Here is a 26,983-nt window from a genome sequence, read left to right as displayed (position 1 = left end):
GCGCGCGGTCTGCTCCGCAGACACGACGCGCCGCCGCTACGCGGCGGAAAAGCGGGCACCGTGCTCCGCACGGTATCGGGCCTGCGGCCCGTGATGCCGGGTCACTCCGTGCCCCTTGGGCATGGTCGACGCTCCGCGCCAACCATGCGATCAGCCACTCCGTGCCTGATCAGGGCCCGATGCACGGGCGGCTGGCTGTGAGGGTGCTTCCTGCTGTCCGCCTGGGGACTGACGGAGGATCGGCCGATACCTTGACTCTCTATCAGACCATGCCATCTTGTGCGTCACTTCTCAGCCCGGGCTAGCTCTAGGACTCAGAACACACCACCTGGCACCTTCCTCGTCCCTCGAAAACCCCCAACTCACCAAATCTGAATACTGACGCTTAATCAGTGCAGAAAACAATCCCGAGCCCGTCAATTCCGTACTCTGATAATGCGTCAGAAACCAACCCAGCTTCTTTGTGGCATCAGGACGCAAACCCTCCTCCAATTACAAGGCGCTCAGGCTCAATAAGAAAAGGGACGGCTACCTCAGAACAAGGCGTCCTGATCAGGTTCCTGACGCGGCAGCGGCTGGATGTCCTTGCCCTCCCACTTCGCTTGCAGGTGTTTGCGCCAGCCCTGGGGCGGGGGCCAGGGGACGCCCCACTCCGCGAGCTGCTTCTTTGTCCAACCACCATCGGGAGTCTGCGCGGCAGTCACTTCGTCAGGAGAGGGCACGTAGGTCGGCATGGACCTGATGATGCCCACCTCAGCAGCACGGGCACCTGACGCCTGAAAACCTCTGTACGCCTCCCTGTGCCGCGAACTCAGCCGCCCCGGACCCCCCGGGGGGGCCCGGGGCGGCTGACAGGCGCTCAGAACGCCGCACAGGGCGGTCTACGCGGCGAACCCGATGTTGGTGACGTACTCGTACTGCCCCCCACTGAGACCCCAGGTCGACGATGACGTCCTCCCAGGAGTCGTCCAGGCCCTCGTGGTCGCCGGCCGCCCAGGTGGCAGCCACTTCCTCGCGTTCCTCGGCCTCGCCGCAGCTCTCACCTGCTACAAGAGACTCGCAAAAATCACCACGTGAGACACCCTCTAAGCCCCAGTCCCACTCAGGACCCGCACCTCTGTGTCCCAGGCCCACGTAAAGGGTGGGCCCGGGACGCCAGCCGACCTGTACAGCCCCTGCTCCGTACCCGTGCTCTCTGCCGCGAGACGCACACGGAATCCCACCCAGACGACGGAATCCCTCGGAGCATTTCCCAGGCTACTTGTACTTGTACGTGGCGTGAGCCACCGTGTTTACAGGCCACCAAAAGTCACCCTGGCCCTGCGAAGCGAACGAACCGGTCCCGGAGTTCGAAGCCCGGTAGGTCCATTTCTTCGTCGCCTTGAGCTTGACCGTAGGGGTCGAACACGTCTTGGTATTTTTGCATCCAGCTATCTTGCTGACGAAAGTCTTTCCATTGTTACCCGAAAGCGCAATGGACGGCCTCTGGGTTTTCATTTTATGCGCGCAAACCTGCTTCGCGTTTGCATAGATGGTACCCCCGGAGCGCCACATCTTCACCGTGTTGGTGCAGCCGTAGTACGACTTCCCCTTACCCGTCGTAGCCGCCTGCGCCGAAGTAGAAGAAAGCAGGATGGAAGCAACGACGGCTGCCCCTACACCTATGCTCTTCAGGCCACGCTTCACGATTTCCTCCCCGTTTCGATTCGAAAATCGAATCATTTCACGAACATCGATCTTGGTCGAAACCGACTTTACCACACAGCCCTGATCACATCTCTGATTTCACACAAACGGGCGTCAGCGGGAGGGCCAGTGAGGGTTCCGGTGAAATAGAGATGGACTGAACCTCAAGTACCCCTCAAGTGCTTACCGAATGGCATCGAAACCCATCCCAATATTCAGCCACTTCGCCAATGGAGCGAATCTGGCATATATGGTTCATATTTAACACCCTGGAGTTCAGGGCGACTGCGCTCTCAGGCGGTGAGATCGAGAGGGCGGTTGCGTGCTCGGGGCGTGACCGGTAGTGGTCGGTTGCGGCGGCGATGTTGGTCCAGCCAGCTTGGCGCATGAGGCCGATGGCCAGATTCCGCATCGTGGCCATGGCGCGCGGCGCGGTGCCGGTGCGCACGCGTGAGGCGTCCTCGCCGTAGGTCACGTCTCTGACGTGAGGTGACCCCGGCGGTGTGGACACCACTGAGCCCTTTCCAACCTGGCGGGGGTGACCGCGCGTTGGAAGCGAGGAAGTGTTCGGCCTTGTGTTCGTAGCGGCGGTGCAGACGTCGGCAGCCAGCCATCCAGGACACGGTCCGCTCGACCAGCCAGCGGTGGCGTCCGAGTCGCTGTGAGGACTCGATGCCCTTGCGGGCAATGCGGTGTCGGATACCGCGGGTGCCGAGCCATCGGCGCAGGTGGTCGTAGTCGTAGCCCTTGTCCGCGTGGAGCCTTTCGGGCCTTCGGCGGCGTGGATCTCGGCGGGATCGGCTGGGCGGGATGCCGCGCACGAGCGGCTGGAGGCCGAGGCTGTCGTGCATGTTCGCGCCGGAGACGCCCAGCGACAGCGGCAGCCCGTTCCGGTGGCGCTGAGCAGGGGCGGCCGGGGTGCTGCGGTTCAGTGAGGACCGCGATCCGGCGGTGCTGGCCCAGTTCGTGCGGTTGCGGGTCATCGATCCGGAAGGGGCGTACTGGCGGCGTGGGATCGAGGCGGCCGGGCGGTGGCTACGGGAGACCGGGAACGCCGTGCTGCGGGTGCCGTACACGGTCGTCACGCCGGAGGACTGGGGCGGGGTGAGCGGGTATCCGCTCGGGCAGTGGATCGCCGAGCAGCGCCGTGCCTACACGGTCGGGACGCTGGAGGCCGGGCGGGTGACCGAGCTGGAGAAGCTCGGGATGGTCTGGTCCGAGCAGGATGCGGCCTGGGCGGACGGGATCGCCGTCGCCAAGGAATACGCCGCGGTGCACGGCCACTTCCTTCCACCAACCACCGCAGTCTGGGCCCGGCACTCCATTGGGGTGTGGGCGAAGAACGCCCGTGCGTCGGCCCGCCGGGCGCGGGAGAACGAGGAGCTGCGCGCGGCCGGCCTCCCTGTCCCTTCGGCGGCCGGGGCGATGCCCGAGGCGCGGCAGGATGAGCTGGATGCGATCGGGTGGGAGCAACTCCTGCCCGCGCAGTAGTGGTTGTTGGAGAACGCCCTGGGGGCCGAACCCGCCGAGGAGGCGGAGTGGCATGTGAAACTGGCGCAGGACGGTATGTGGGTGGTGCAGGGTCGGTCGGCCAAGACAGCGACGTTGGCGACGACAGGGTGGGTGGTGCCGGGGCCCGATCTGCCCAAACCGGCCACCACTGCGTGCAGCGCGCCTACGCTGAACCGGACGGCTCCATCCCCGCCCCGCACCCTGGGAGGCCCCGTGTCACTGCCCGTGGAAGCCGGCCCGACGCCGCCGTCGTACCCGCCAAAGACTCCGCCACCTCCGAAGAAGCCGCCGAACCCGCCCCGGCCGAACCCGCAGGACCCGAAGCCCCCGCCCAGCCAGGTAGTACCTACGGCCCGGCGCGGGGTGGGCATGGCCAACCGGCGCGGGGCGAACTGGGTTTTGGAGTCGGCGCCGTGGGCGGCGGGGAAGGCCCGGGCTGCGGTGGTGGAGCAGCTGGGGAAGTGGAAGCTCCGGGCGGCACCCGCAGCGGTGGAGGCGGTAGAGGCGGTGACGACGCTCCTCGTGCAGGCCGCGGTCGCCGACGGGGGCACGACAGTGTCCGTACACCTGTCGGATCAGGACGGGCAGGCATGCATCCTCGCCCTTTCTCACCACACCGGGCTCGCCACTGGACTCGACGACGCCGGTGGGGATGTCCTCCACCAGATCACCGCCCACCAACCCGTCACCGGGTGCGGTACCGACACCGGGCCCGACGGGCGCCGCATCTGGGCCATCGTCGAACTCTGATCCGCCCTGGACATGGCAGCGCGCCCGGCCGCTGGTCGGGGACGGAACTGTGCGGTGATGCCGTATGCCGTCGGGCAGGTGGAGACGGAAGCGGGCTTGGCGGGCCGTCAGGCAAATGCTGACGGAGGCGTGGTGGTCAAGCTCGACCTGGCTCGACAACGTCCGCAAACGCGCCGCCAAGCTTTCCGAGCAACGGCACGCGGACCTCGATGTGCTCGGGATGCGCTGGTAGTCAATGGGTGGCAACGAGCGGCGGGGCCGGGCAGGGTGATCCTGTCGGGCCCCGCTGTCGTCGGGTCAGTGGACTGGCCGGCCACCAATCCCTGGGGGCGTGGATCGTGATCAGTCCAAGTCGGCTGAGGCCAGGATGACCGCGAGCGCGATGTGGGGGACGGCGCTCAGGCAGAGCTCCGCCGCTGTGCTGGGGTCCGGGGCGGTGCGCGCCTCCTGTAGTGCGAGAAGACCGGTCAGCGCCGCGGCGTCGACCGCCTCGTCGAGGATCTCGTCCACGTCGAGCTCGCCGCCGGCCGCCAGCTCGTGCACCAGGGCGACCGCCTCCTCCGGATCGGTCCGCCAGCGAGCGGTGACTTCGGTGCCGGCGCTCACCAGGTCCATCGCGGCGGCCTGCTCCACTGTCGGCAGCGGCACGCCGTCCTGACCGGGCGGGTCGCCCTGCTCCACGAGTTCCTGGGCCTGCGCCACGGCGCACCGCGCCGCGGACGACCGGGGGTGTCGGCGGCGTCAGGGGTGACCGTGGCCGATCACCTTGGCGACGACGTCGGTGATCAGCGGGCCGCATCCGCCGGGCGCGCGGCCGGCGAACTCCAGGGTGAAGTGGTCCTCACTACCGGTGAAGACCTGCAGAGGCCTGTTGATCGAGGCGAAGCGGGCGCCGACGGGCGTGTAGGAGTCGCCCACGGGGTCCGAGCTGGGAGGGGGGACCACCTGAGCGCTGTAGGACTGGTCGCCCATGTCCTTGGCGCACGCCGGGTCGGTGTTGCGGGCGTGCTTCCAGGTGACGCTGACGACGGAGCCCTCGTCCGCCTCGAAGTCCTGGGAGAGGGTACCCGGGCCGATGTCGACCGCCTGGTAGGTGTACTGGGTGAGGGCGCGGCTGTACAGCGTCACCCCGCCGCGGGGGGTAGACGATCCGACCTGCCACGGGCCGATGTTCTCGCCGTCCTCGTACTCGACGTAGCCGCCGGCCGGGGCGTTCGGGTCGGAGAAGGTGCCGTTCTTGATGAGGTTCCCGGCCGCCGCCGCAGGAGTGAGGGCAACAGTGGTGGCCAGGATGGTGGCGCCCAGCAGGGCACCGACGGACATTCGCTTGTGCATGTGATTCCTTCATGCGTCAAGGGGCGTGGGCAGCGATGCCGATGGCGTTGCGGCGCCTTCGGCGGTCGGATGTGCCGCCCGGGGGCCAGCTTCGGAACGCGTCGGCTGCCGACGCCTGGGCGGGCGGGTGTAGGGCGTCCCGGCGGGCATCACGGGCGGAAGCGACGACGGCGCAAAGCGCGCCGGCGGGTCAGATCTACGGGGTCACCGGCGCGGTGGACGCCGTCGGGAGTGCGGTTGCTGCGCGCCGTGAGGGGGACAGCGGATGCCCTCGCCTCACGGCCGGCACCCGCGCGTCAGCTGCCGATGTCGAACAGCGGGACGATATGTCCGTGGGCCTCGGAGGGCAGGTACTCGTCGTTGCCCAGGTACTTGACCGAGTACCCGCCGATCTCGCCCTGGATGGCGGTGAAGATGCCGCTGATGCTGCCGCCTTCCATTTCGGCGATTCCCCTCGCGTCGGTCTGCGAGGTGCCCAGGAGCTCACCGCGCTTGCCGGCGTACCACTCGATGTCCTGCCAGGCCACAGGCTTGCCCTTGCAGGTCAGATGCGCTCTGCCCTGCGCGGACAGCCCGCCCGCGAGCTGGCCCTTCGTCGTCTCGGCCTTCAGACTCGTCGGCTGAGGCGCCTGAGGGGCCGGCGCCGGGGCCGGCTGCGACTTGGTGTCCTCGGGCGAAACCCTCTTCGGCGACATAGTCACTCCATGTGATCGGATTGGACTGCCCCACGCGGACAGCTATCGAATAGATCGCACATGAAGGCCATTTCGGATCAGCATTCGCTCCAGTTCACTACGACGTGTAACCGGGGGGTGAGGGAAAGCCGAGCACGCTCCGGGGCGCACCACCGAGCACACATGGACCTCCACAGCCGCATGAGGCCATGCCTGTGAGACCGGCGGGCAAGCGCGCTCCACCCCCACCACCCGCGCCCGGAACACCACACCCACCGAACAGTGCGCCCCGCCGACCGGCGTAGACACAGACGGGCCTTGACCCCGGATGTTGGACACACGAGACACTGGATCCTGAGGATCTGAGAACGGACATCTCGTGGTCATGAAGAACTACCCGCCGGAGTTCAAGGCGGACGTGGTCGCGCTGTACGAGTCGCGGCCAGAGACGACGATCAGGGCGGTCGCCGCCGATCTGGGGATCAACCCGCAGACGCTCCGGAACTGGGTGAGGGCAGCCGGCGTGAGTCGTCCCCGGGGACGCCGGACGCAGGAACCGGCCCAGCCGCCGACCCCGCTGGAAGCGGAGAACGCGGCTCTGCGGAAGAAGGTCCGTGAGCTGGAGGAGGAGCGCGAGATCCTGCGCAAAGCGGCGAAGTATTTCGCCGGAGAGACGCGCTGGTGAACCGCTTCCAGTGTGTCGCCGACCTCCAGCGCCGTTACGGCGTGAAGCGGCTCTGCAGCATCCTCGGCGTCGCCCGCCCGAGCTTCTACTACTGGCGCCGGACGGCCGCGGACCGGGCCGCCCGGCAGGCGGCCGACGCGAAGCTGGCTGTCCGGATACGGGCCGTCCATCAGGAATCGGACGGCACCTACGGAGCCCCGAGGATCACCGCCGAGCTCCGCGAGGCGAGCGGAGAGGCGGTCAATCGCAAGCGGGTCGCGAAGATCATGCGGTCGTTCGGGATCGAAGGGGTCCGGTTGCGTCGCCGGCACCGCACCACCGTCCCCGACCCTGCCGCGGCCAGGGCGCCCGACCTGATCGGCCGCGATTTCACCGCCCAGGCCCCGAACACGAAGTACGTCGGTGACATCACCTACCTGCCCATCGGGGGCGGGAAGTTCTGCTATCTGGCGACCGTCATCGACCTCGCATCGCGACGTCTGGCCGGATGGGCGATCGCGGATCACATGCGCACGGACCTCGTCACCGACGCCCTGGCCGCGGCTGTCCAGACCCGCGGCAGCCTCGCCGGATCGATCATGCACACCGACCACGGAGCCCAGTACACGAGCAGGATATTCGCCGAAGCCTGCAGGTCAGCAGGAGTCCGGCAGAGCAAGAGCGCGGTCGGCTCCAGCGCGGACAACGCACTCGCCGAGTCCTTCAACGCGACCTTCAAACGCGAGACTCTGCAAGGGCGATAGAGCTGGCCAGACGAGCGCGAGGCCCGACTCGACGCCGTCCTATGGCTCCACCACTACAACACCCGACGCCGACACTCACGCCTCGGACAACGATCACCGATCGCCTTCGAGAACGCCCTCCAACACACACCAACTACGCTGGCACCAGCCGCATAACTCGTGTCCAGGATTCGGGGTCAAGGCCCGTGTGGAGCCTGACCGCCTGGCTGCACGACAACCCGTATGAGTCCGAGGACGGGCCCAGCTATGCGGTGTATCCCGAGGTCTCGGAGTGGAACTGGCCGGTGGTGTGGATCGACGACGGGCGGATCGCGGTGTATGACCGGGACGATGCTGGCAGCGGTACCGTCCACGTCATCGACCCCACCTCGATCGAACTGCGCTCGCCGGACGTCCGATGGATCAAGGCGGTCGCGACGTTCCCCGGGCCGGTCGGCACTGCCGTTCATCGGCGGGATGGCCCGCGGTGAGCGGCCGGTTCGCTGCGTGTCCGTGGAGCCGTCCGCCTGCCCCAAACTCACCAGGGGCCGCTACGCATACGACTACTCGGACACCTCCGGGCTGCTGCCGATGCAGAAGATGTACACCCTCGGCCAAGAGACGGTCCCTGCTGGCCGCTCCCCACCCCGCGTCAATGACGAGTGCCGACTCAGTGGACCCAGCGTCTCCTGTCAGGGTCAGCGCAGTACCGAGGCCGTCGTCCAGCGGGAAGTCCACAACGGCTACGGCTGCTGCGTGCCCGCCGACAGCATCGCGCGAGCATCGAAAACCTTGAGGCTCAGCCATAGAAGAATGCGCTTTTATGACTCCCCGCTCAGGCCGCAGGATGGCTGCGAGCCGGCTTCCGGGGAGGAACGCATGACATCAGCGATCGAAACGGGCCTGCTGCCCGGCACATCCGAAATCCGTCCCGAAGGGCTGGCCGTCGGTGGCGTCCTGCTCACCGAACTGGGGCGACGTTTCGGCACACCCCTCTTCGTGTACGACGAGGAGCATCTGCGCCGGCGCTGCCGGGAGGCGGTCGCCGCGTTCGGCCGGGACAACGTCGCCTACGCCTCCAAGGCGTTCCTGTGCACGGCCATGGCCCGGCTGGCCCATGAAGAGGGGCTGTTGCTCGATGTCGCCTCCGGCGGCGAGCTGCGGGTCGCGCTGCACGCCGGGGTACCGGCCGGGCGGATCGTCCTGCACGGCAGTAACAAGGACGAGGTGGAACTGCGCACGGCTATGTCCGCCCAGGTGCGGCACGTGGTGGTCGACAGCTTCGACGAGATGGACCGCATCGAGCGGCTGCACTCCGAGGAACGCCTGCCTCCCGCCCGGGTCCAGCTACGGGTGGCGCCCGGAGTGGCCGCCGGAGCGCACGCGGCGATCCGGACCGGTGGCAACGACTCCAAGTTCGGCTTCGGCCTCGCGGGCGGAACCGCTGCGGCCGCCGTGCGCCGGGCCGTCGGCTCCCCTGCGATGATCCTGGAAGGCGTCCACGCGCACGTGGGCTCGCAGGTACTCGACACGGCACAGCTCGCGGCCGGCGCCGCGGCCGTCGCCCGGTTCGCCGCCGACACCCGGATGCACCGGCTGACGGTCGGCGGCGGCCTCGGCGTCGCGTACGAGGCGGGACAGAGTGCACCGTCGTTCGCCGAGTGGGCGGCCCGGGTGCGCACCGCGGTACGCGACGCGGGCTGGGCCTCCTCGGTGATCGTGGAACCCGGCCGGTCCATCGCCGCCAGTGCCGGACTGACCCTCTACCGGGTGGGCACGATCAAGCGCATCGAGGGCGTGCGGACGTACATCGGTGTGGACGGCGGGATGAGCGACAACCTGCGCCCCGCCCTGTACGGCAGCCGTTACGAGGTCTTCCTCCCACGCAGCCCGCGCGCCTCCCGGCCCCTGCGGGCACGGCTGGTCGGCAAGCACTGCGAGAGCGGCGACGTGATCGTCGACGAGGCCGCGCTGCCCGCCGACGTCGCGGTGGACGATCTCCTGGCCACGCCGGTCACCGGAGCCTACGGATACGCCATGGCCTCCAACTACAACAAGCTGCCGCGCCCCGCCGTGATCTTCGTGCGGGACGGCCGCGCCCGCACCGTAGTACGCCGGGAGACCGAGGAGGACCTGCTGCGCCTGGACGTGGACGAGCCCGCCGGGCTCCCGGCGGGGGCGGCCCAGGCGGTGCGGTCCGGTGCCGGAGCGGCGCAGTGCGTCGGCACGGCCTAACCTGACCCGATGCTGAACAGTGCCCGACTGCTCGTCCTGCTGGAGATTTCCCGTACCGGCACCATCGTGGCCGCGGCCCAGGCGCTGCATCTGAGCCCGTCCGCGATCTCGCATCAACTCGCCCGGCTGGAGCAGGAGCTCGGCGTGGCGTTGGTGGAGCGTCAGCCGCAGAGCCTGCGGCTGACCGCGGCCGGGGTGCGGCTGGCCGAGCACGCACAGGCGGTCGCCGACCTGATGGCCGTCGCACAGGACGAGCTGCGGGCGCACTCCGAGGGCGAGGCCGGTGTCCTGCGACTGGGCTTCTTCGCGTCCTCGGGCCTGGAGCTATTGCCCCGGGCCCTGTCGGGGTTCGCGGCGGTCCGGCCCCAGGTCGAGCTGGAACTGATCCTCGGCCAGCCGCACGAGTTGGTGCCCGACCTGGAGGCGGGCCGGCTGGACGTCGCGGTCGTCTTCGAGCATCCGCTGGACCCCTGGTGCCGGCAGGCGGCCGTGGACGTGGAGATGTACTTCGACGAGCCGCAGCTGGTGGTCCTCCCCCTGCGACACCGCCTCGGGCGGCACGAAACGGTCCGGCTCGCCGCTCTGGAGGGGGAGAGCTGGATCGGTACGCACGGCGGACACACCGGCGAACCGGTCCTGGAACGCGCGTGCGCGGCCGAGGGCTTCCAGCCCCGGGTCCGCTGCCGCAGCGATCACTACCAGGTCACGATCAACCTGGCTCGCGCGGGCATGGGCATCGCACTCGTCCCGGCCCTCGGACTCGGCGACACCGCCGGCGTGCACGTCTGCCGACTGGACCACCCCCGGCTGCACCGCCGCATCGGAGTCGCCACCCGGTCCACCAACCGCAACCCGCTGCTGCGGATCTTCCTCGCCGAGCTGCGGTCGGCCGCCGAGGAGATCCGGTCGCTGCTGGAGGTGCAGTGGTCGTGACCGGTCCGCCGGTCACGACCACTGCACCTCGGAGGATGGTGTGCCGTGTCTCAGACAACGGTCCGGCGCCCCGCACAGGCCGCGAGGGTCCGGCCCACGTCCCGTATGGCATGCACCGCGGCCCGCTCGGTACTCGGGCCCAGCGCCGTGTCCCAGTGCGCCACCACCGCGTACGCCAGCCGGCGCCTGCCGATGATGAAACCGGCGTCGGCACGTACCCCGGTGTCGGTGCCGGTCTTGTTGGCCACCAGAAGCCCGTCGCGCGGCCTCTCGGGAAAACCCGGGTCGTACGGGTCGTGGTCGACCAGTGCGGGGACCAGGCCGTGATCGGTGTTGGCCCGCATCCAACGCAGCAGCCGGGCCGAGGCAGCCGGGCAGCTCATGGTGCCGCGCACCGCGTGTGTCACCAGCCTCGCCAGGTCCCGTGCGGTACCGGTGGCGAAGACGGGCGGCACGTCCGCGCCACGGACGTCACGGACCTTGTCGTGCAGCGTGAGGTGATCGAGCCCGAGCTCCTGTGCGAGCCGGGCCGTGGACTCGCGCCCCACGAGGCGCAGGAGTGCGTTGGTCGCGGTGTTGTCGCTCACCGAGGCGGTCAGCCAGGCCAGGTCCTCGACGGTCCAGCCGCGCCCGCTCAGCCGGCGCAGCAGACCGGTTCCGCCCGCCAGGTCCTCGTCGAGCACTTCCACGAGGCGGTCGGCGGGCAGCTCCCCGGTGTTCAGTCGGCGCGCCACCTCGGCGAGCAGCAGCAGCTTCGAGGCGGACGCCACCGGCAGCACAGTGTGCTCGTCCACCCCCACCGTGCCGCCGCCGTCGATGTCGACGGCGGCGACGGCCAGGGTGAGCGGCAGCGCGGCCGAACGCCGTGCCGCCGCGGCCACTTGGGCCAGACTCATCGGATTCTCACCACTTCTCCCGCCCGCGCCGAGGTCGGGCGGCCGCCTCTTGCCGCGACCCGCCCCGACACCACGACGGTATCGATGCCTTCGGGTGCCAGCAGGGAGCGGTCGAAGTCGGCGGTGTCGCGTACCGACGCCGGATCGAAGACCACCAGATCGGCGAGGGCACCGTCGCGGACCATGCCGCGGCCAGTGAGGCCGAACCGCCCGGCAGGCAATCCGGTCATCTTGTGCACCGCGCTCTCCAGCGGGAGCAGCTGCTCGTCACGGGTGTAACGGCCGAGCACCCGGGCGAAACTCCCCGCCCAGCGCGGATGCGGCCGACCGGGTTTGGGGACGCCGTCCGAACCGATCATCGACAACGGGCTGGCGAGGACCCTGCGGACGTCGTCCTCGCGCATGGAATGGCTGATGATGGTCACTTCGCCCTGCTCGGCCAGCAGGAGATCGCACGCTTGGTCGACCGGATGGACGCCGCGCTCGGCTGCGAGGTCGGCGATGCTGCGCCCTTCGGCCTCGGGGTGCGTCTGCGCGGCGGCCACCGAGATGAGGTCCCAGCCTCCGTTTCCCACGGTGTTCTCCCATCCCTCGACGCCCTGGGCGATGTCCGTCCTGATCCGGTCGCGCGTCTCGGGCCGGCGCAGCCGTTCCAGCAGGGCGCCGATGCCGCCCTCACTCGCCCACGGGGGCAGCATGGCATGCAGGACGGTACTTCCCGCGGTGTACGGATATACGTCGCACAGCACGTCCACGCCCTCGGCGCGGGCCCGTTCCAGCCGGGGCAGGGTACGCAGTGTGGCGCCCCAGGCGTGCCGGCCCGCGGTCTTGTGGTGGGAGATCTGGAGTGGGGCGCCGGAGCGCACCGCGATCTCCAGGGCCTCTTCCAGGGCGGACTCCACCTGTGACATCTCGTCGCGCAGATGGGTGACGTAGGGCTTGCCGTGCCGGGCGGCGACTTCGGCCAGCGCGACGATCTCCTCGGTGTCGGCGTAGGTGCCGGGCGGATAGATCAGCCCGGTGGACAGACCGGCCGCCCCCTGGGCCAGCGCCCGGTCCAGCAGCGCGCACATGGCGTCGAGTTCGCCGGGCCGGGGCGGCCGGGCCTCGAAGCCCATCACTCCGGCGCGCAGTGTGCCGTGGCCGACCAGCGAGGCGATATGGGTGTGGCGCAGGGCAGGGTCCTGTCCGGCGGCGAACGCGTCGAAGTCCACGGCGGGCCGCACCGGTCCAAGCCCGAACGTCACCCTGAGATGCTCGGCGAGTTCCGGCAGCCGCTCGGGGAGCGAGGGGAACAGGCTGGTCCCGCAGTTGCCGCAGATCTCCGTGGTGACGCCCTGGAGCAGCGGAGCCAGTCGGAGGTCGTCGATCGGCTCCGCGGCTCCGCTGGCTCCGTGGGGCGCCGCGAGGGCGTCGGAGTGCGTGTGCACGTCGATGAAGCCGGGTGCGACGACCCGCCCGGTCACGTCCAGGGTCTCGGCGGCCGAGGCAGGGGCGCCGGCGGGGAGTACGGCGATCCGCCCGTCCACCACCGCGATGTCCGCCTCCCGGGCGGGTGCGCCGGTTCCGTCGACGAGCGTGCCGCCGCGCAGCAGCAGATCGAGGGGGCGGCCCATCACAGCACCGTCGACAGGAAGGCCCGCGTACGCTCGTGGCGCGGGTCGGTGAACAGCGCATCGGGGCTCCCGGCCTCGACGACGGCGCCCCGGTCCATGAACAGGACCCGGTCGGCGACCTCGCGGGCGAAGCCCATCTCGTGGGTGACTACGACCATCGTCATACCGCTGCGGGCCAGGTCGCGCATGACGCCGAGCACCTCGCCGACGAGTTCGGGGTCGAGGGCGGAGGTCGGTTCGTCGAAGAGCATGAGGGCGGGTTCCATGGCCAGTGCGCGGGCGATCGCCACACGCTGCTGCTGCCCGCCGGACAGCTGCGCCGGGTAGTGGTCCGCTCGGTCCGCGAGACCGACGTCGGCCAGCAGCTTGCGGGCCTGCTTCTCGGCCTGTGCACGGGGCCGGCCCTTGACAACGACCGGACCCTCCATCACGTTCTGCACCGATGTACGGTGCGGGAACAGGTGGAACCGCTGGAACACCATGCCGATCCGCTCGCGTTGCCGCCGGACGTCCCGGGCGCGCCGCTCGCGCAGCACCCGGCCGGACGGGCCGTGCTGTTCGTAGCCGACCAGTTCGCCGTCCATCCACACCCGCCCCGCGTCGATCCGCTCAAGGTGATTGAAGCAGCGCAGCAGTGTGGACTTCCCGGACCCGGAGGGGCCGATGACACAGAGCACTTCACCGCTGCGGACGTCGAGGTCGATGCCTTTCAGCACCTCGGTGTCACCGAACCTCTTGCGGACTCCGCGAGCCCTGAGGATCACGTCGTTCATGCCGCTGCTCCCTTCTTGGTGCGTCCGGGCAGGAGATTGGCCAGGATCCTGCTCCGCAGCACGGGAGCGGCGCCGGGGCTGTAGCGACGCTCCACGGCGTGCTGGCCGATGGTGGCGATGGTGGTGAGCACGAGGTACCAGATCGAGGCCACCAGGAGCAGCGCGACCACTTCGAAGTTGGCGAGGTAGAGGTGCTGGGACACGGTCATCAGATCGGCCCCGGCGATGACGGAGACCAGCGAGGTCGTCTTGAGCATGGAGATGAACTGGTTGCCGAACGGCGGAATGATGACCCGCATCGCCTGCGGAAGGATGATCCGGGACAGAATCCGGCGGTTCGACATCCCGATGGAGGCGCCCGCCTCGCGCTGGCCGGGATCCACGCTCTGGATGCCGGCTCGCACGATCTCTGCCATGTAGGCGCCCTCGTTGATGGAGAGACCGAGAAGGGCGGCCACGAATCCGGTGATGACCTGGTTGGACTGCCAGCTGATGAGTTTGGGGCCGTCGAACGGGATTCCGATGCTGATCACCGGGAACAGCAGGGCCAGGTTGAACCAGAAGATGAGCTGGACCAGCAGCGGGGTGCCCCGGAAGAACCAGGTGTAGGCACCGGCGGTTAGACGCAGGACCGGACTGTCGGACAGTTGCATCACCGCGACGACGATCCCGATGGCGATGCCGAGGATCATCGAGATGAGGGTGAGCTGAATGGTCACCCCGAGGCCTTTGAGGATCACGCCGTCGAACTGGTACTTGGCGACGATGTCCCAGTGAAGATTCGGGTTGACGATGATGGTGTAGGCAAGCCACACGGCGAACAGCGCGGCGGCGAGAACCGCGAGCCAGCGCCCGGGGCGAGGCCGTTTGGTCACCTGGAGGGAGAGCTCGTCCTCCTGCGGCGTCCCGTCGGCGGGGATGACTTCCGTCCCCCCGCCGGGAGCGATACCGGGTATTTTCTGGTGGCTCATTTCCGTTCTCACTGCCCGTCGTTGACGGTGGCCTCGGGTACGGCGCTGTCGCCGACTCCCCAGGTGTCGAGGATCTTCTTGTAGCCGCCGTTGTCGATGAGTTCCTGCAGGGCCTTGCGCACGGCGTCGCGCAGTCCGCTCTGGCTCTTCGCGGAGGCGATGCCCCAGGGCGCGGTGCCGTACTGCTCCGGCAGGACCTCGTACGCGCTGCTCTTCTTCGTGAACATCTTGGCGACGGGATAGTCGACGATGGTCGCGACCGCGCGCCCACTGTCCAGTTGCAGCAGCCCGGTCGGTGCGTCCTCGCTCTGCGAGATCCGCATCTTCTCCTGGCATTTGGCGTTCTGTTCCTCGCCGATGTGGAGGTTGGAGCTGCCCTTGGCGAGGACGACGGTCTTTCCGCAGAGGTCCGCGAGCGACTTGACGTCCTGCGGGTTGCCCTGCTTCGTCATGATGACGCCGCCGGTGCGGAAGTAGTCGACGAAGTCGACTGCCTGGCGCCGCTGGGCGCTGTCGGTCATGGACGACATGACCAGGTCGAACCGTCCGGACTCCAGTCCCGGGATCAGCCCGTCGAAGGCGGCGTTGGTGAGTTCGAGCTTCAGCTTGAGCCGCCCGGCAAGGGCCTTGGCCAGGTCGGGGTCGACGCCGGTGAGCCGGGTGGTGCCGGGCTCGTACATCTCCATCGGCGGATAGCCGACCGCGGTGGCTACCCGGAGTACACCCTTCTGCCGGTACTCGGCCGGCAGAAGCTCGTCCGCGGTCCGACCGGAGGCGGCCTGCGACTCGGCCCCGGAAGGGGCGTCGCCCTGGCCGGAGCGCCCGCAGGCGGTGGCCGAGAGTGCCACCACGGCCAGGGCTGCCAGACAGCGCAGAGAACGGGAATGATTCATCAGATTTCTCCCTCACGGGTGCGGTGCGCCGATGCTGGCAGTCGCACACGGTGAATGGAAGATGATGAAGCTATTCATGCCTCACCATCGAAATTTGTACGGGTCCGGTCCGCTCCCGGGTCACGCGCCGGAGTCAACGGACGGTGTACGGAGCGGGTGAGCGGTGCCTGCTCGTCCAGGGTGACGGCTTCCCTCACCCGCCCATCGCCGACGGCCGCCGCATCCCACTCGTAATGTCGCCCTGTGACAAGTGCTGTCGTGGCGGTTGGCGCCGGCCAGGACGCGGCCCAGCGGAATGCCGTAGCCATCCGTCATGCCGGAGCGTTTCAGGCCTTGTTTGCCGCGGTCGACCGGTGAGCGACCGGCGACCTCGCCGCCCCGGGTGCCTTGGTGATGGAGCCGTCCACGGCGATCTGGTCGAGAATGAGCCCGACGATCCGGTCGTAGGACTCCAACGCGATCTGCTTGAGCCGGACGAAGACGCCCAGCCGTATCTACTCATTGCGACGGTTGCGGATCGTGGTGGCCGAGCATGTCGTGTCGGCGATCGCCTCGCAGGAACAGCCGAAGCGCAGCAGTTGCAGAAGGACGGGGCAGCTGACGCACGCATGCTCATGAGCGCAATCGCTTCCGTATGCGACTTGGGCGTCCTCTTCTGTCGGCGGGTGTCCTGCGCCGCCCACCAGCCGAGTCCGTGGCGGGCGCGTTCGTCGGGCAGCCCTCCGTGGTCGCGGACGTTGCGCCTGCCGAAAACCTCATCCGCGCAGGTCATGCGGCATGTTGGTTCTCGTGAAGAATGCCGCCGAGTCGTTCACGTCTCCGTATGTCGAGGCGAGCGATCTGCTCCGGATCGCTGATCGGGACCGGCAACGGGTGTAGCGGGCGGGCGTTTGGCGATGCCCTGATGAGGCCGGTGGGAGTTGTAGAAGTCCTCGAACTCCCGTAGTGCGTGGATCAGGTGCTGCTGGTTCCGTCCAGCAGTTCGTGCCGGCAGGTCTGCACCCACCTTTCCATGATCGAGTTCATGCGCGGCATCCGCACGCCGCTGAGCACGACCTCGATGCCGGCATCGTTGAGGACGGTGTCGAACAGGGCAGGGAACCTTCCGTCCCGGTCCGGGACCAGGAACCTCGCCCGTCAGCCCGTATCCTCAAGATCCATGGCGAGGTTCTTCGCGGCTTGCGTCACCCAGGATGCGGTGGGGTGCGCGGTGGCGCCGAGGATCCGGATCCGGCGGCTGGCGTGCTCGATCACCGCGAACACATACATTCGTGCCCCGGACAAGGTGACCGTTTCCAGGAAGTCGCAGGCCAGCAGGGCGTCGGCCTGGGAGCGCAGGAAGTCCGTGTCCGGGGTCGCCGTAGATGACGGACATGGCCCGCGACTCGGCGGTGTCAATGACGGTGTCCTTGATCTGCAGCAGGGTGTCGGTGGCGACCAGTGCGGTCCGTGCGCGGTGCCCGGTCGTGTAGTGCCCGGCCCAGTCCAGCACCCGGGCACGGCGCCGGTGCGCCCGGGTCAGCTCCGGTAGCGGGCGCGGCCCACAGCGGCGGCTACCGTCAGTGGGACGGTGAGGACCGCGGCTGTCAGGAACATCCCCTGGTACGCGTGGTGTTCGGCAGGCCCGGCGGCGAAAGCGCTGGCCAGGGCGCTGCCGACGTACAGAGCGAGACCGAACATTGCGACGCCGGTGGCACGGGCCGCCGGGGAGAGGCCGGTGGCCCAGGACTGGATCGTGGAGTGCATGAACGACCAGCCGCCGCCGAGCAGCAGCGTGCACGCCACCAGCGCGGGCACCGACCGGCTGGCTGCGGCGAGGCCGAACGCCACCGCCATCTGCACCCCGCCGACTACGATCAGCCGTACCGGTGTCCAGCGCCCGACCAGCCGCTTGACCGTCTGCGCCGCAGCCATCGAGCCCACGCCGTACAGCGCGGACACCGCACCGGCCAGCGTAGCCGAGGCACCCTGGGCCTCCAGGGCCGGTGCGATGTATGTCAAGAAGCCCAGCAGGACGGCGCCTTCGAGCATCGCGACGGCCATGACGTACCACTGCCAGCGGGAGCTCAGGACGACCTTGAACGGGGCCATCAGCGCACCGGGCGCCGCGCGCGGCGGCTCCGGCAGCCGACGCAGGGCGAGGGCCAGGTAAGCGGCGATCAAGCCGGGCAGGGCGAAGACCAGACGCCAGCTGACGTAGTGCGCCAGTGCTCCGGCAACGATGGTGGCCACCGCGGTGCCCAGTGCGAACGCGGTCATCAGCTCGCTGAGCGGGCGCTGGCGAACCGGAGCGGGCACGGTGTCCCCAACGTACGTGATGGATGCGGCGATGCACGCGGCGAAGAACGCGCCGGCTGCGGCGCGCGCCACGATCAGCACGGTCGCGTCGGGTGCGATAACCGAGCAGAGTGCGGCAACGGCGGCCCCCGCCAGCGAAATCCGCATCACCCGCACCCGGCCGATACGGTCACTCGCCAGGCCCCAGACCGGCTGCATCAAGCCGTAGGCGAGGAAGTAGCCGCTGGCGGCGAGCATCACCGTGGGCAGCGAGACGCCGAGCTGGGTGCCGATGGGCAGCAGCATCGGGGTGATGCAGAAGCGGTCGAAGTTGCTGACGAAACCGGCGGCGCGCAATAGGCGCAGCGAGACGGCGGACAACGGCAGGGTGGTCGGGCCCGCGGTGGCGTTGGCCGGAGGGGGTGCCGGGGTTGTGCGGGCCGAGTCGGTGGTGTCCATGGGGCTCCTTGTGTCGTGCCTGCCGGTGATTTCGGACCGGCAGCTCCAGCTCATCACCGCAGGCGATCACGGTGGCGCCGTAGCCGATTACCCTTGCTCACACCCTGTGGGCATGGTGCCGGGCCCCGGGACGGATCGCGTCGCAAGGGGGGACGGGGTATGAACGGCGGCGGACTCAACGGCCCGGGCCGCGAACTGGGCGCGTTTCTGCGCTCTCGCCGCGAGCGGCTGGCGCCCGCTGATGTGGGGCAGCCCGGCTCACCACGGCGCCGTACCCCGGGGCTGCGGCGCGGGGAGGTCGCGGAGCTGGCCGGGATCAGCAGTTCCTGGTACGCGTGGCTGGAGCAGGGCCGGGTCCGTACGTCGGAGCAGGTGTTGCTGTCGGTGGCGCGGGCGTTGCGTCTCGACCCGGACGAGACCGCGCATGTGATGTCGTTCGTGGAGCACGCCGCGCCGTCCGAGCAGCCGCCGGGGTGGGTGTCGCGGAATCTGCTGTCGCTGGTGGAGTCGCTGGCGCCGAACCCGGCCGTGGTGCTCGACCCTCACTGGGACCTGCTCGCCTGGAACTCGGGGTACACGGCGCTGCTCACCGACCTGGCGCGGCTGGCGCCCAAGCAGCGCAATCTGCTGTGGCTGGTATTCCGCTGGCCGCCGGCCCGTACGCTGCTGGCCAGTTGGGAGCCGGAGGCGCGGAGCCTGCTCGGCCAGTTCCGGGCGAAGATGGCCCGGCATCCGGAGGACGGCCGGTATGCCGAGATCACCGAGGAGCTGCTGGCCGACCCGGACGCGGCGCGCTGGTACGGTCGCCGGGAGACCTCGGCGTTCCATCCCTCAGTGCGCCATTTCCGGCACCCGGTGGCCGGTGATCTGCGGCTGCGGTACGTCAAGCTCGCCGCCGTCGACGAGCCCGGCCATCATCTGCTGGCCTACCTTCCCGACGACCGGCCGACCGAGGAGGCCCTGAGGGTGCTCGTCGGATGAGCCGGTGACCCTCCTTGCGGGCGCGCAGACAGCGGTGACGGCCCGACCGCGCCGGTGGGCTGGGGTCGGGCCGTCACTGGCGCACCACGGGAGCCGGTGCGTCAGGAGGTGAGTATCCGGAGGCGAGGTGTCAGGACGTGGGCACCGCCTTCATCACCGACCCGTCGGCGACCGCGGCGAGCGCGTCGGCGTGCCGCTCCAGCGGGAACGGCGTGACCAGGCTCGCCAGGTCGAAGCGGGCGGTGAGGGCCGGCAGCAGGCGGACGTATTCGACGAGATGGGCGCCGGTGAAGGCCCAGGAGCCGACGACATCGAGCTGCCGGTGGACAATCCCGCAGGCTGCTGAAGAAGACCCGTACAGTGCCCCGGGTGGTCGTCACCGACAAGCTGCGCTCCTACGGCGCGGCCCACCGCGAGGTCATGCCCTGGGTCGAGCACCGTTCCCACAAGGGCCTGAACAATCGGGCGGAGAATAGTCATCAGCCGACCCGGCAACGCGAACGCGCCATGAAAGGCTTCCGTAGCGTCGGCGGAGCCCAGCAGTTCCTGGCCGCGTTCAGCGGCATCTCACCCCACTTCCGGCCCCGCCGCCACCTGATGACCGCCGCCCACTACCGCGCCGAAATGACCACCCGCTTCGCCATCTGGGACCAGATCACCGGCGTCGCCGCCCTGCCTGCCGCGGCCTGAGCACGGAGCCGGAACCCAGCCCGCCACACCCGGACACGCCGTCAGGCACTCACACACCCAACAACGTGACAACGCCCACGTGTGGCCCATCGACTTCCCCGTGGGCGACATCCGCCCACCGCGTGTGCGCGACGGGCGCACCGGTACCGACTTCGACCCCGACCCGGACCCGGACGGCGGTGAGGACGCGCCCGCCCCCGAGGCCCGGCCCGCCCTCCGGCTGGCTGGCTGAACCCGAGCCGCACGTCGCGCACCACCACGGCGCCCTCCGAGCTGGAGGGCGCCGTCGCCGTTCCTGGCCGGTGACGTTTCCGTGCCAGCGGCACCAGGTGAACCGGCCCGTTCCAGATTTCACGGTGCTGCGTTGCGCACCTGCATGCCCAGTCGGCCGTCCGCGGGCTGGTGGTGGTGTTTCCCGCCGAGCAGCCAGTGTGTGATAGGCGCGGTCGACGGTGCGGTGCCTTCGGCTGGGCTGTCCACGTCGATGTCGGATGCGGTCGCGTTCACTGTGCGGCTCCTTGGGGGCATGTGTCAGCGGTGGCCATAGTGTTGGGGTGGTGGTTCATGGGCGGGCCTGGTTCAGGTGGGTGGGGAGGGTTTGGACGGAGTTGGAGATCAGGGATGGCACGGGCACGAGGGATTGGGGGTTGGTGGCGAGTGAGAGTCCGGGGTACGCGCTGAACAGGGCTTCGAGAGCGATCGCGGCTTCCATGCGTGCCAGGGGTGCGCCAAGGCAGACGTGGGGGCCACCACCGAAGGCCAGGTGCCGGGACTGGGTTCGGGTGAGGTCGAACCGGTCGGCGTCCTGGCCGTGCTGGGCGGTGTCGCGGCCGGCCGCGCTGTAGGGGGCGAGGATGGCGTCGCCAGCGGGTACGGTCACGCCGTCTATGTCCAGGTCCTCGCGTGGGTAGCGGGCTAGGAAGTTTCCGATGGGGGCGTCCCAGCGCAGAGTTTCCTCGACGACGACGGCCCAGACGGAGGGGGCGGAGCTCAGCGCGAGATCGAGTTGGCCGGGGTGGGTGAGCAGGGCGCGCAGCGCGTTGGTGATGAGGCTGAGGGTGGTTTCGTGACCAGCGGCGACCATCAGCCAGAGTGTGCCGGTCAGCTCTGCGTCGCTGAGGATGCCGGAGTTGTCCCTCTGGGCGGCGATCAGGGCGCTGGTGAGGTCGTCGCCCGGTGTGCGGCGCTTGTGTGCGACGACCTTGTCGAGGAGTTCGTAGATGAGGTGTTGTGTCGAGAGGACTTCTTCAGGCTCTGCGGTGGAGTCGAAGATGGACCGGACCAGGCGCCGTAGCTGGGGCCGGAGCGGGCCGGGGACTCCGATGATGTCGCAGATGACGTTCATCGGCAGCGGGTAGGCCAGGTGCTCACGCAGGTCGACCGAGCCGTCCGGGCCGGTGCGCTCGGGCAATGCCTGGACGAGGCTGCGGGCGAGTTCGGTCACTTGCGGGCGCATGGCCCGGACACGTTCGGGGGTGAGGACCTGGGTGACGACGCGGCGCAGGCGGCGATGGTCGTCGCCGTCGGCCGTCACCATGTTGGTGATTTTGACCATGCCGGTCAGCGGCCAGTCCTCGGGAATCCGGTTGGTGCGGATGTCCGTCCACCGGTGCCAGTCCTTGCTGACCCGCGGATCAGTCACCAATTCTGTGACGAGCTGGTGCGTGGTGACGGCCCAGGCTTCCACGTCGCCGGGCAGGATCACCTTCACGACCGGGCCGAGCTCTCGCAGCCGTGCGGCTTCGCCCTGGTGGTCGGCGCCGGTCGGGTCCAGGCGCAGGACCGGGACATGCTGGGCAGTACGTTGTTGTGCCGTCATGAGCTACCTCCGGTACGCGGTGCGAGAGCGGGCGGGCTGGGCTATCGAACGGAGGGGTCCAGGGCGGTGTCGCTGGTCGGCGTGAACGTCACGGGCAGGGGCGTGAGCCGGCTGCTCACGCTGCGAGGGTGTGGCGGTCGACGACGTGGAGGCGCTGCTGTTTGGCGAAGGTGACGGCTGGGGCTGTGACGCGGCCGTTGGTGACGATTACGGCGATGTCGGCGCCGTGGACCTGGCGGGCGGTGCCGTTGAGGACCTGGAGGTCCGGGGTGCCGACGGGGGAGCCTGCGAGGCCGTTGCGGCGGTGTTTGCACTGGATCACCCAGGGCCGTCCGTAGGGGTCGGTGGCTTTCACGTCGGCGCCCAGGTCGCCGGCGCCTCCGACACGGACCGCGTCCTGGCAGCCGTCACGGTGCATCAGGTCCCGTACCGCGTCCTCGAACCGGGAGTGGTGCAGGCCGTCGAGCTGGGCCAGCCCGTAGCGCAGGCCCTGCGTACGGACCGCTTCCCACCATGCCCGCTGCTGCTTCTGGTGGAGCCGGACGCCGCCGGCCAGCACCGCGAGCACAGCGGTGACGGCCAGGATCCACCAGTGGGCCAGCAGCCAGTTGACCGCGGCGACCAGCAGGGCGACGGCCAGGACCGCGGCCATGAGGAGACCGACCAGTTTCTCGTCCCGGCGCTGCCGCCTGGCGGGGCTGCGAGTGCGCCGCCGTACCGGCCGGCGCCTGGTCGCCGCGGGCCGGCGCCTACGGGGGCTCACCGGCCGGCCTGCGTAACGCCGCTCGCCAGCTGCCCCAGGAAGCTCAGGATGCCCTGGCCCACCGGCCGGCGTGGGAGCCAGCAGGACACCCAGCGCCAGGACGATGACCACGGTCATCTTCTCGTCGAGACGGCTGCGGGAATGTGTCCGCCGGCGCAGCCGCAAGACGACGATGACTGCGAGCAGTTGCACCGCCACATTGATGGTCAGCAACATCAGACCCCCCATCAACCAGCCATCACCACGCAGGGTAGGCAGCGCGCTACCCCTTGGCCTTCTTGTGTAGCGGCGTCTCGGTGACGTTGGTGCCGGGTTACCGACGAATGGCACAAAGCCATCGGGCCTGGCCGAATCCCGCACGGCCGACTAACCAGTCAGCATGCGCAGGGAGACCTGTCGACACCGGCGGTGGTGACCAGCATCCGTACCACCTCGTCACCACCGCTGCCCTGGGCGAGGCAGTCCTCGGCCGCCCGGTCGGCCCACTCCCGCTCGTCGGGGAACACGAAGGACAGCGCCGCCTTCACCGGCACCGGCGCCGCGTCGAACGCGGCCTCCGCGACCGCGCGCGCCGCACGGTGGTCCGCCCCGTCGGCCACCGCGAGCACGCCCCGCAGCAGCCGCCAGCTCGATTCGCACTCGGCCACCTGGAACGAGGCATGTGCGGTGGTCTCGATGAGCCAGGTCCCGCTCCGCTCCAACCGCGGGTCGTAGTGGATTTCGTGCTGGTTGTGGGCCAGTTCATGCAGCCGCAGCATCGCGCGCAGCGTCCATACGACACCCTCGGCCGCCAGCCAGAACGGCACCGCGTCCCACGTCGCCTGCAACTGCAGCTCCGCCATGGACACTTCCACGTCCAGGTCGAGCACGTCCGGACGCTCACCGCTGCGGTACAGCGCCACCGCGCGCAGCCCGAGCGCGGCCATCGAAGGCGCCGCGTGCCGCGCCCCCTTCTCCACCTGGTGGACCGCGTACTCCCAGCCTCTGAAAGCGTCGTGACGGTTCTTGTCACGCGCCTCGGCGAAGCAGCCCGCGGCGTCGAACGGCGGCACCGCCGCCAGTCGGCACGGCCCCCGCCCGAGCCGCTCGGTCAGATGGCCCGGATTGACCCGCGCCCGCGTGGAATACACCTTGCCGCGCTGCTCCTCGGTCCACACCACGTCACCGGCCACACGTTCCTCCCACAGCAATCCGCAGCAATCGAACTGGTTTCCCGCACCCGCACCCACAGTCTGGTCCGATGGCACTCCGACGTCCCGTCGCCCGTCCCCTGTCGAGCGAGGCTCAGTGAAACTACGCAACTCGACCCGCACTCCACGGCACGAAGGCCCTCCGGGACGCTCGGCCGAGGAGCGTCCCGGTACGCGTCCGGCCGACGGCACTGGTTACGAGGGCGGCGGCGTGCCCGGTGCCGTAACCGTGTGGCGGGCCACCAAGGTGGCGAGGGCCGCGCGGGACGGGACGCCCGTCTTGCGGTAGACGCGGGCGATGTGGCTCTCGACCGTGCGCGGACCGAGGCAGAGCCGGGAGGCCACGGCCTGGTTGGTGAGACCCTCTGCGACCAGTTCCGCTATCTCCCGTTCCCACGAGGTCAGCTGGGCCAGCCCGGCGGCCGGTCCGGACGGCTCCACCGACCCGTCCGTGTCACCCAGCGCCTCCGGGCGCTGCTGGTCGGCCAGGGCGACCAGCAGCGTGGCCCCGCCCTCGGCGGCCTGCCGACGGGCACGGCGCCACATGACGGCCGCGCCGGCGCCGTCACCGGCGGCCCTGGTGAACACGGCGCCGAACATCAGGCTCTGGGCCTCCCGGAGGGTCGCCCCGGACAGCGCGCTCTCCCGGGCGGCTTCGGTGAACGCCCGTGCCGCCGCGGCCGGGTTCCCGCGGTGCGCCTCGATCCGGCCGAGGGCGCGCAGCGCAGCTGCCCGGCGGGTCGGCAGGTCGATCCGTTCGGCCTCCTTCAGGGCGCGCTCGGCCGCGTTCTCGGCCTCCTTTGTCTCACCCACGGCCAAGGCGGCGGCGACAAGCATTTCCAGGAACTCGGGCAGCAGCGAGGGCTGCGATCGGGGCAGGTCCCTGCCGCCGCCCGCGTCCAGCAGGACGTCCCGTGCGCGGTGCGGGTCACCGGCGCCCATCGCGGCGAAGGCGAGCAGGGACCGTGCCAGCGTCGACCACCAGCTCTCGCCCGTGCCTTCCATCGCGGCCGCCGCTTCCTCGGCTGCGGGAAGCATCTCCGGATCGCCCGGCGGGCGGGCCTGTATGAGGAACAGGGACCTTATCGCGAGGGTGAAGCCGAGCAGTTCGGTGCTGCCCAGGGACCGGGCGATGGCCGCGGCCTCGTCGGCCAGCTCCAGGGCCGTGGTGACCCGGCAGGTCAGGAAGTGGGCGTATGCCTTGCTCAGCAGGAGCTGCGACAGGACGTAGAACCGGCCGGTCCGCCGGGCGATCTCCGCACCGCGGTCGCTGTGCCGCTCGGCGTCCGTGTATCTGTCGAGCATCACCTCGGTCCAGGCCAGTCTGACCAGGGGCTCGCACAGCCCGGCGAGGTCGCCGTCGGTGAGCGCGTCCGCCAGCCCGGCCGCGGTACGGGTGAGCTTGTAGGCTTCGGCGATGTCGCCCTCGTACGCCTCGCTCATGGCGGCCAGGGTGAGGGCACTCATCTCGCCGAGTCCGTCGCCCAGCGTGCGGGCGCTCTCAAGCGTGCGGGTGAGTTCTTCGCGCACTTCGGGGAAGCGGGCGACGAACTGGGCGCGGCAGCACCATTCGATGACGAGTCCGATCCGCTGGGACGGCGAGGGGCCGGGCACCCGGTCAAGTTCGCGGCGGAGCAGGGCATCGGCCTCGGCGTAGCGTCCGAGTTGGCGCTCCATGACCGCGCACTGCACAACGGCTGAGGTACGGAGGGCGTCCACGCCGTCGGCGTCCTGTCCCGGCGTGTGGATCACCTGGTGGAAGAGGTCCCGGCTTTCCTTGAGCGCCCCGGTGGTGCCGAGCGCTCCGGCACGCATAAGCATCAGTTCCCGGCGCCGGTCGAGGTGTTCGGAGGTGTCGGGGAGGATGCCGAGGACGACCTGAAGCCAGTGGGCGGAAGCGGCGGGAGCGGTCAGGGCGGTCTGCTCGGCGGCCTTCGTCAGTACGGCGGCGGCCTGCGGATCCCAGCCGGTCAGTGACTGCTCGTTGTGGTGTGCCTGCTCGATGGGGGCGCCCGCGCGGGCCAGTTCGGCCGCCGCCCTGCGGTGGAGCTCCTGCCGCCGCCAGGGATCGGTGCTGTCGTGGACCAGCGCCCGGATCAGCGGGTGGCGCAGTGCCAGACGGGTCCGTCCTGGTCCGTACGGATCAGATCGCGGCGCATCACCCCGCGCAGGGCCTCGACGACGTCGGGGACCGGCGAGCCGGTGAGAACGGCGATGAGGTCGGCCGTGGCACGGATCAGATCGCGCAGGGCCTCGACGACGTCGGGGACCGGCGAGCCGGTGAGAGCGGCGATGAGGTCGGCCGTGGCGTGGTCGCCGAGTACGGCGGCGGCTTCTACGGTGCCGCGCTCAATTGGGTCCAGAGGGGCGAGCTCGTCGAGCAGCAGTGCTTCCAGGCCCGCGGGCGGACCACCGTCCCGGACCGGGGGCCCGGGCAGCCGGGCGGTGCGATGGGCCGTCAGGAGCGCCAGGAAGTACAGCGGGTTGCCCTCGCTCGCGGCGTACATCTCGGCCGCCAGCTGCTGCGGCAGGTCGCGGGCCAGTTCTTCGACGCATTCCCGTTCGTCGAGCGGGCCGAGAGAGATCCGCAGCACCGCGCCGGTGTCGGCCCCGCGCGCCAGCGCCGTGGTGAGCGCCGCCGGGGCCTGGCGGTCGCGGCGCGACACGAGGAGCAGGAAGGGGGCCTTCACGGGGTGCCGCACGAGGTGGTCGACGAGTTCCAGGGACGCCGGGTCCGCCCAGTGCAGGTCGTCGAGGACCACGACGAGCCGCGCGCCCCGGATGCGGCGCAGTGCGTCCGCGGTGGCCCGGTAGAGGCCGAAACGGTCCCTGTTCCACGGCTCGCCCGAGGGCTCGGCCCTCCCCCGCAGCACCGGAGGGAGCTCCCGCAGCGACGGGAACACTCTGAGCACCCGCTGGTCGAGGTCGGCGAACCCGTCGGCGAACGGCTGGAACGGACTGTGCCGTTCGAACTCGGTAGCCCGGCCGCGCAACACGGCCGCCCCGCGGCGGCGGGCGTACTGAACTCCGCCAGCAACCGGCTCTTGCCGATACCGGCCTCACCGGTGATGTCGACGAGGGCCGGACCACCGGCTCCCATGTGCTGCAGGGCCGCGTCGAGCC

The 26,983-nt window shown here is 69.7% G+C and carries 25 protein-coding genes and 7 pseudogenes; 10 read left to right on the top strand and 22 right to left on the bottom strand.

Translation table 11 applies throughout. The annotated features are described in order from the left end of the window. Positions 1-533 precede the first annotated feature (533 nt). The 5 genes and pseudogenes from ACGF8B_RS40345 to ACGF8B_RS40325 all read right to left on the bottom strand — a co-directional run. Positions 534-734, bottom strand: a complete 201-nt coding sequence (locus ACGF8B_RS40345) for a hypothetical protein (RefSeq protein ID WP_392747694.1) — start codon at positions 732-734, stop codon at positions 534-536. Positions 735-881: 147 nt separating this feature from the next. Further along, positions 882-999: pseudogene (locus ACGF8B_RS40340) on the bottom strand (transcriptional regulator); the annotation flags it as partial. A gap of 258 nt (positions 1,000-1,257) precedes the next feature. Then, positions 1,258-1,686 (bottom strand): hypothetical protein, encoded by a 429-nt coding sequence (locus tag ACGF8B_RS40335; protein WP_385209182.1) that lies wholly within the window; start codon positions 1,684-1,686, stop codon positions 1,258-1,260. A gap of 175 nt (positions 1,687-1,861) precedes the next feature. Beyond that, complete coding sequence (locus ACGF8B_RS40330) at positions 1,862-2,161, bottom strand: hypothetical protein (RefSeq protein ID WP_392747703.1); 300 nt, start codon at positions 2,159-2,161, stop codon at positions 1,862-1,864. Positions 2,162-2,231: 70 nt separating this feature from the next. Then, positions 2,232-2,579 (bottom strand): annotated as a pseudogene (locus ACGF8B_RS40325) (transposase); the annotation flags it as partial. A gap of 25 nt (positions 2,580-2,604) precedes the next feature. On the opposite strand from ACGF8B_RS40325, the gene ACGF8B_RS40320 reads away from it, so the two are divergent. Next, on the top strand, positions 2,605-3,177 hold the full coding sequence (locus ACGF8B_RS40320; RefSeq protein ID WP_392747692.1) for a helicase associated domain-containing protein: 573 nt from the start codon (positions 2,605-2,607) through the stop codon (positions 3,175-3,177). Positions 3,178-3,567: 390 nt separating this feature from the next. Beyond that, on the top strand, positions 3,568-3,948 hold the full coding sequence (locus ACGF8B_RS40315; RefSeq protein ID WP_342282844.1) for a hypothetical protein: 381 nt from the start codon (positions 3,568-3,570) through the stop codon (positions 3,946-3,948). Positions 3,949-4,290: 342 nt separating this feature from the next. Here the strand turns inward: ACGF8B_RS40315 and ACGF8B_RS40310 are convergent, their stop codons facing one another. From ACGF8B_RS40310 to ACGF8B_RS40300, 3 genes are all read right to left on the bottom strand, one after another. Further along, a complete protein-coding gene (locus ACGF8B_RS40310) occupies positions 4,291-4,650 on the bottom strand; it encodes a hypothetical protein (protein WP_392747690.1) in 360 nt (119 codons plus the stop codon). A 39-nt stretch (positions 4,651-4,689) separates the two neighbouring features. Then, positions 4,690-5,283, bottom strand: coding sequence for a hypothetical protein (locus ACGF8B_RS40305; protein ID WP_392747688.1), 594 nt, complete (start codon positions 5,281-5,283; stop codon positions 4,690-4,692). 296 nt (positions 5,284-5,579) lie between these two features. Next, complete coding sequence (locus tag ACGF8B_RS40300) at positions 5,580-5,978, bottom strand: hypothetical protein (RefSeq protein ID WP_392747687.1); 399 nt, start codon at positions 5,976-5,978, stop codon at positions 5,580-5,582. Between the two features lie 358 nt (positions 5,979-6,336). Between ACGF8B_RS40300 and ACGF8B_RS40295 the strand changes: the two are divergent. The 4 genes and pseudogenes from ACGF8B_RS40295 (at position 6,337) to ACGF8B_RS40280 (ending at position 10,532) form a co-directional block, all read left to right on the top strand. After that, positions 6,337-7,541: pseudogene (locus ACGF8B_RS40295) on the top strand (IS3 family transposase). Positions 7,542-7,570: 29 nt separating this feature from the next. After that, positions 7,571-7,855, top strand: a complete 285-nt coding sequence (locus tag ACGF8B_RS40290) for a hypothetical protein (protein ID WP_392747685.1) — start codon at positions 7,571-7,573, stop codon at positions 7,853-7,855. A gap of 388 nt (positions 7,856-8,243) precedes the next feature. Further along, entirely contained in the window at positions 8,244-9,599 is a 1,356-nt protein-coding gene (gene lysA / locus ACGF8B_RS40285) for a diaminopimelate decarboxylase (RefSeq protein WP_392747683.1), read from the top strand. Between the two features lie 9 nt (positions 9,600-9,608). Next, positions 9,609-10,532 (top strand): LysR family transcriptional regulator, encoded by a 924-nt coding sequence (locus ACGF8B_RS40280; RefSeq protein WP_365468897.1) that lies wholly within the window; start codon positions 9,609-9,611, stop codon positions 10,530-10,532. A gap of 50 nt (positions 10,533-10,582) precedes the next feature. Here the strand turns inward: ACGF8B_RS40280 and ACGF8B_RS40275 are convergent, their stop codons facing one another. The 8 genes and pseudogenes from ACGF8B_RS40275 to ACGF8B_RS40240 form a co-directional block, all read right to left on the bottom strand. Continuing rightward, a complete protein-coding gene (locus ACGF8B_RS40275; protein WP_342281516.1) occupies positions 10,583-11,428 on the bottom strand; it encodes a serine hydrolase in 846 nt (281 codons plus the stop codon). Further along, positions 11,425-13,044, bottom strand: coding sequence for an amidohydrolase family protein (locus tag ACGF8B_RS40270; protein ID WP_392747682.1), 1,620 nt, complete (start codon positions 13,042-13,044; stop codon positions 11,425-11,427). Before ACGF8B_RS40270 ends, ACGF8B_RS40275 begins: the two co-directional genes overlap by 4 nt. Beyond that, the gene (locus ACGF8B_RS40265) at positions 13,044-13,817 is read right to left on the bottom strand and encodes an amino acid ABC transporter ATP-binding protein (protein WP_392747681.1); all 774 of its coding nucleotides are present in this window, start codon (positions 13,815-13,817) and stop codon (positions 13,044-13,046) included. Before ACGF8B_RS40265 ends, ACGF8B_RS40270 begins: the two co-directional genes overlap by 1 nt. Further along, positions 13,814-14,788: an amino acid ABC transporter permease gene (locus ACGF8B_RS40260; RefSeq protein WP_392747679.1), complete on the bottom strand. Its 975-nt coding sequence runs from the start codon at positions 14,786-14,788 to the stop codon at positions 13,814-13,816. Before ACGF8B_RS40260 ends, ACGF8B_RS40265 begins: the two co-directional genes overlap by 4 nt. A gap of 8 nt (positions 14,789-14,796) precedes the next feature. Next, the gene (locus ACGF8B_RS40255; protein WP_392747677.1) at positions 14,797-15,681 is read right to left on the bottom strand and encodes an ABC transporter substrate-binding protein; all 885 of its coding nucleotides are present in this window, start codon (positions 15,679-15,681) and stop codon (positions 14,797-14,799) included. 231 nt (positions 15,682-15,912) lie between these two features. Next, positions 15,913-16,268, bottom strand: a pseudogene (locus ACGF8B_RS40250) (IS5/IS1182 family transposase); the annotation flags it as partial. A gap of 550 nt (positions 16,269-16,818) precedes the next feature. After that, positions 16,819-17,079, bottom strand: a complete 261-nt coding sequence (locus ACGF8B_RS40245; protein WP_392747676.1) for a hypothetical protein — start codon at positions 17,077-17,079, stop codon at positions 16,819-16,821. A 120-nt stretch (positions 17,080-17,199) separates the two neighbouring features. Then, positions 17,200-18,417, bottom strand: a complete 1,218-nt coding sequence (locus ACGF8B_RS40240) for an MFS transporter (protein ID WP_392747674.1) — start codon at positions 18,415-18,417, stop codon at positions 17,200-17,202. A gap of 159 nt (positions 18,418-18,576) precedes the next feature. On the opposite strand from ACGF8B_RS40240, the gene ACGF8B_RS40235 reads away from it, so the two are divergent. The 4 genes and pseudogenes from ACGF8B_RS40235 to ACGF8B_RS40220 all read left to right on the top strand — a co-directional run bounded on the left by ACGF8B_RS40235 (position 18,577) and on the right by ACGF8B_RS40220 (position 20,320). Next, entirely contained in the window at positions 18,577-19,398 is an 822-nt protein-coding gene (locus tag ACGF8B_RS40235) for a helix-turn-helix transcriptional regulator (RefSeq protein WP_392747673.1), read from the top strand. Between the two features lie 127 nt (positions 19,399-19,525). Further along, positions 19,526-19,744 (top strand): hypothetical protein, encoded by a 219-nt coding sequence (locus tag ACGF8B_RS40230; RefSeq protein ID WP_392747672.1) that lies wholly within the window; start codon positions 19,526-19,528, stop codon positions 19,742-19,744. Continuing rightward, positions 19,696-20,088, top strand: a pseudogene (locus tag ACGF8B_RS40225) (DDE-type integrase/transposase/recombinase); the annotation flags it as partial. The gene ACGF8B_RS40230 and the pseudogene ACGF8B_RS40225, both read left to right, overlap by 49 nt. Before the next feature lie 79 nt (positions 20,089-20,167). Beyond that, a complete protein-coding gene (locus ACGF8B_RS40220; protein ID WP_392747670.1) occupies positions 20,168-20,320 on the top strand; it encodes a hypothetical protein in 153 nt (50 codons plus the stop codon). 119 nt (positions 20,321-20,439) lie between these two features. Here the strand turns inward: ACGF8B_RS40220 and ACGF8B_RS40215 are convergent, their stop codons facing one another. From ACGF8B_RS40215 to ACGF8B_RS40190, 6 genes and pseudogenes are all read right to left on the bottom strand, one after another. Next, complete coding sequence (locus ACGF8B_RS40215) at positions 20,440-20,595, bottom strand: hypothetical protein (RefSeq protein WP_392747668.1); 156 nt, start codon at positions 20,593-20,595, stop codon at positions 20,440-20,442. Positions 20,596-20,650: 55 nt separating this feature from the next. Continuing rightward, positions 20,651-21,907: a cytochrome P450 gene (locus tag ACGF8B_RS40210; RefSeq protein WP_392747666.1), complete on the bottom strand. Its 1,257-nt coding sequence runs from the start codon at positions 21,905-21,907 to the stop codon at positions 20,651-20,653. A gap of 118 nt (positions 21,908-22,025) precedes the next feature. Next, a pseudogene (locus ACGF8B_RS40205) lies at positions 22,026-22,559 on the bottom strand (restriction endonuclease); the annotation flags it as partial. A gap of 485 nt (positions 22,560-23,044) precedes the next feature. Beyond that, a complete protein-coding gene (locus ACGF8B_RS40200) occupies positions 23,045-23,842 on the bottom strand; it encodes a hypothetical protein (RefSeq protein ID WP_392747664.1) in 798 nt (265 codons plus the stop codon). Positions 23,843-24,055: 213 nt separating this feature from the next. Then, entirely contained in the window at positions 24,056-25,681 is a 1,626-nt protein-coding gene (locus tag ACGF8B_RS40195; protein ID WP_392747662.1) for a response regulator transcription factor, read from the bottom strand. A gap of 275 nt (positions 25,682-25,956) precedes the next feature. Further along, a pseudogene (locus tag ACGF8B_RS40190) lies at positions 25,957-26,960 on the bottom strand (AAA family ATPase). Between the last annotated feature and the right edge of the window lie 23 nt (positions 26,961-26,983).

It is taken from the genome of Streptomyces sp. NPDC047917, from assembly GCF_043204345.1.
Lineage (GTDB): Bacteria > Actinomycetota > Actinomycetes > Streptomycetales > Streptomycetaceae > Streptomyces > Streptomyces sanglieri.
Note: the sequence above shows the minus strand (reverse complement) of the source record. Positions and strands in the feature narration are given on the sequence as shown.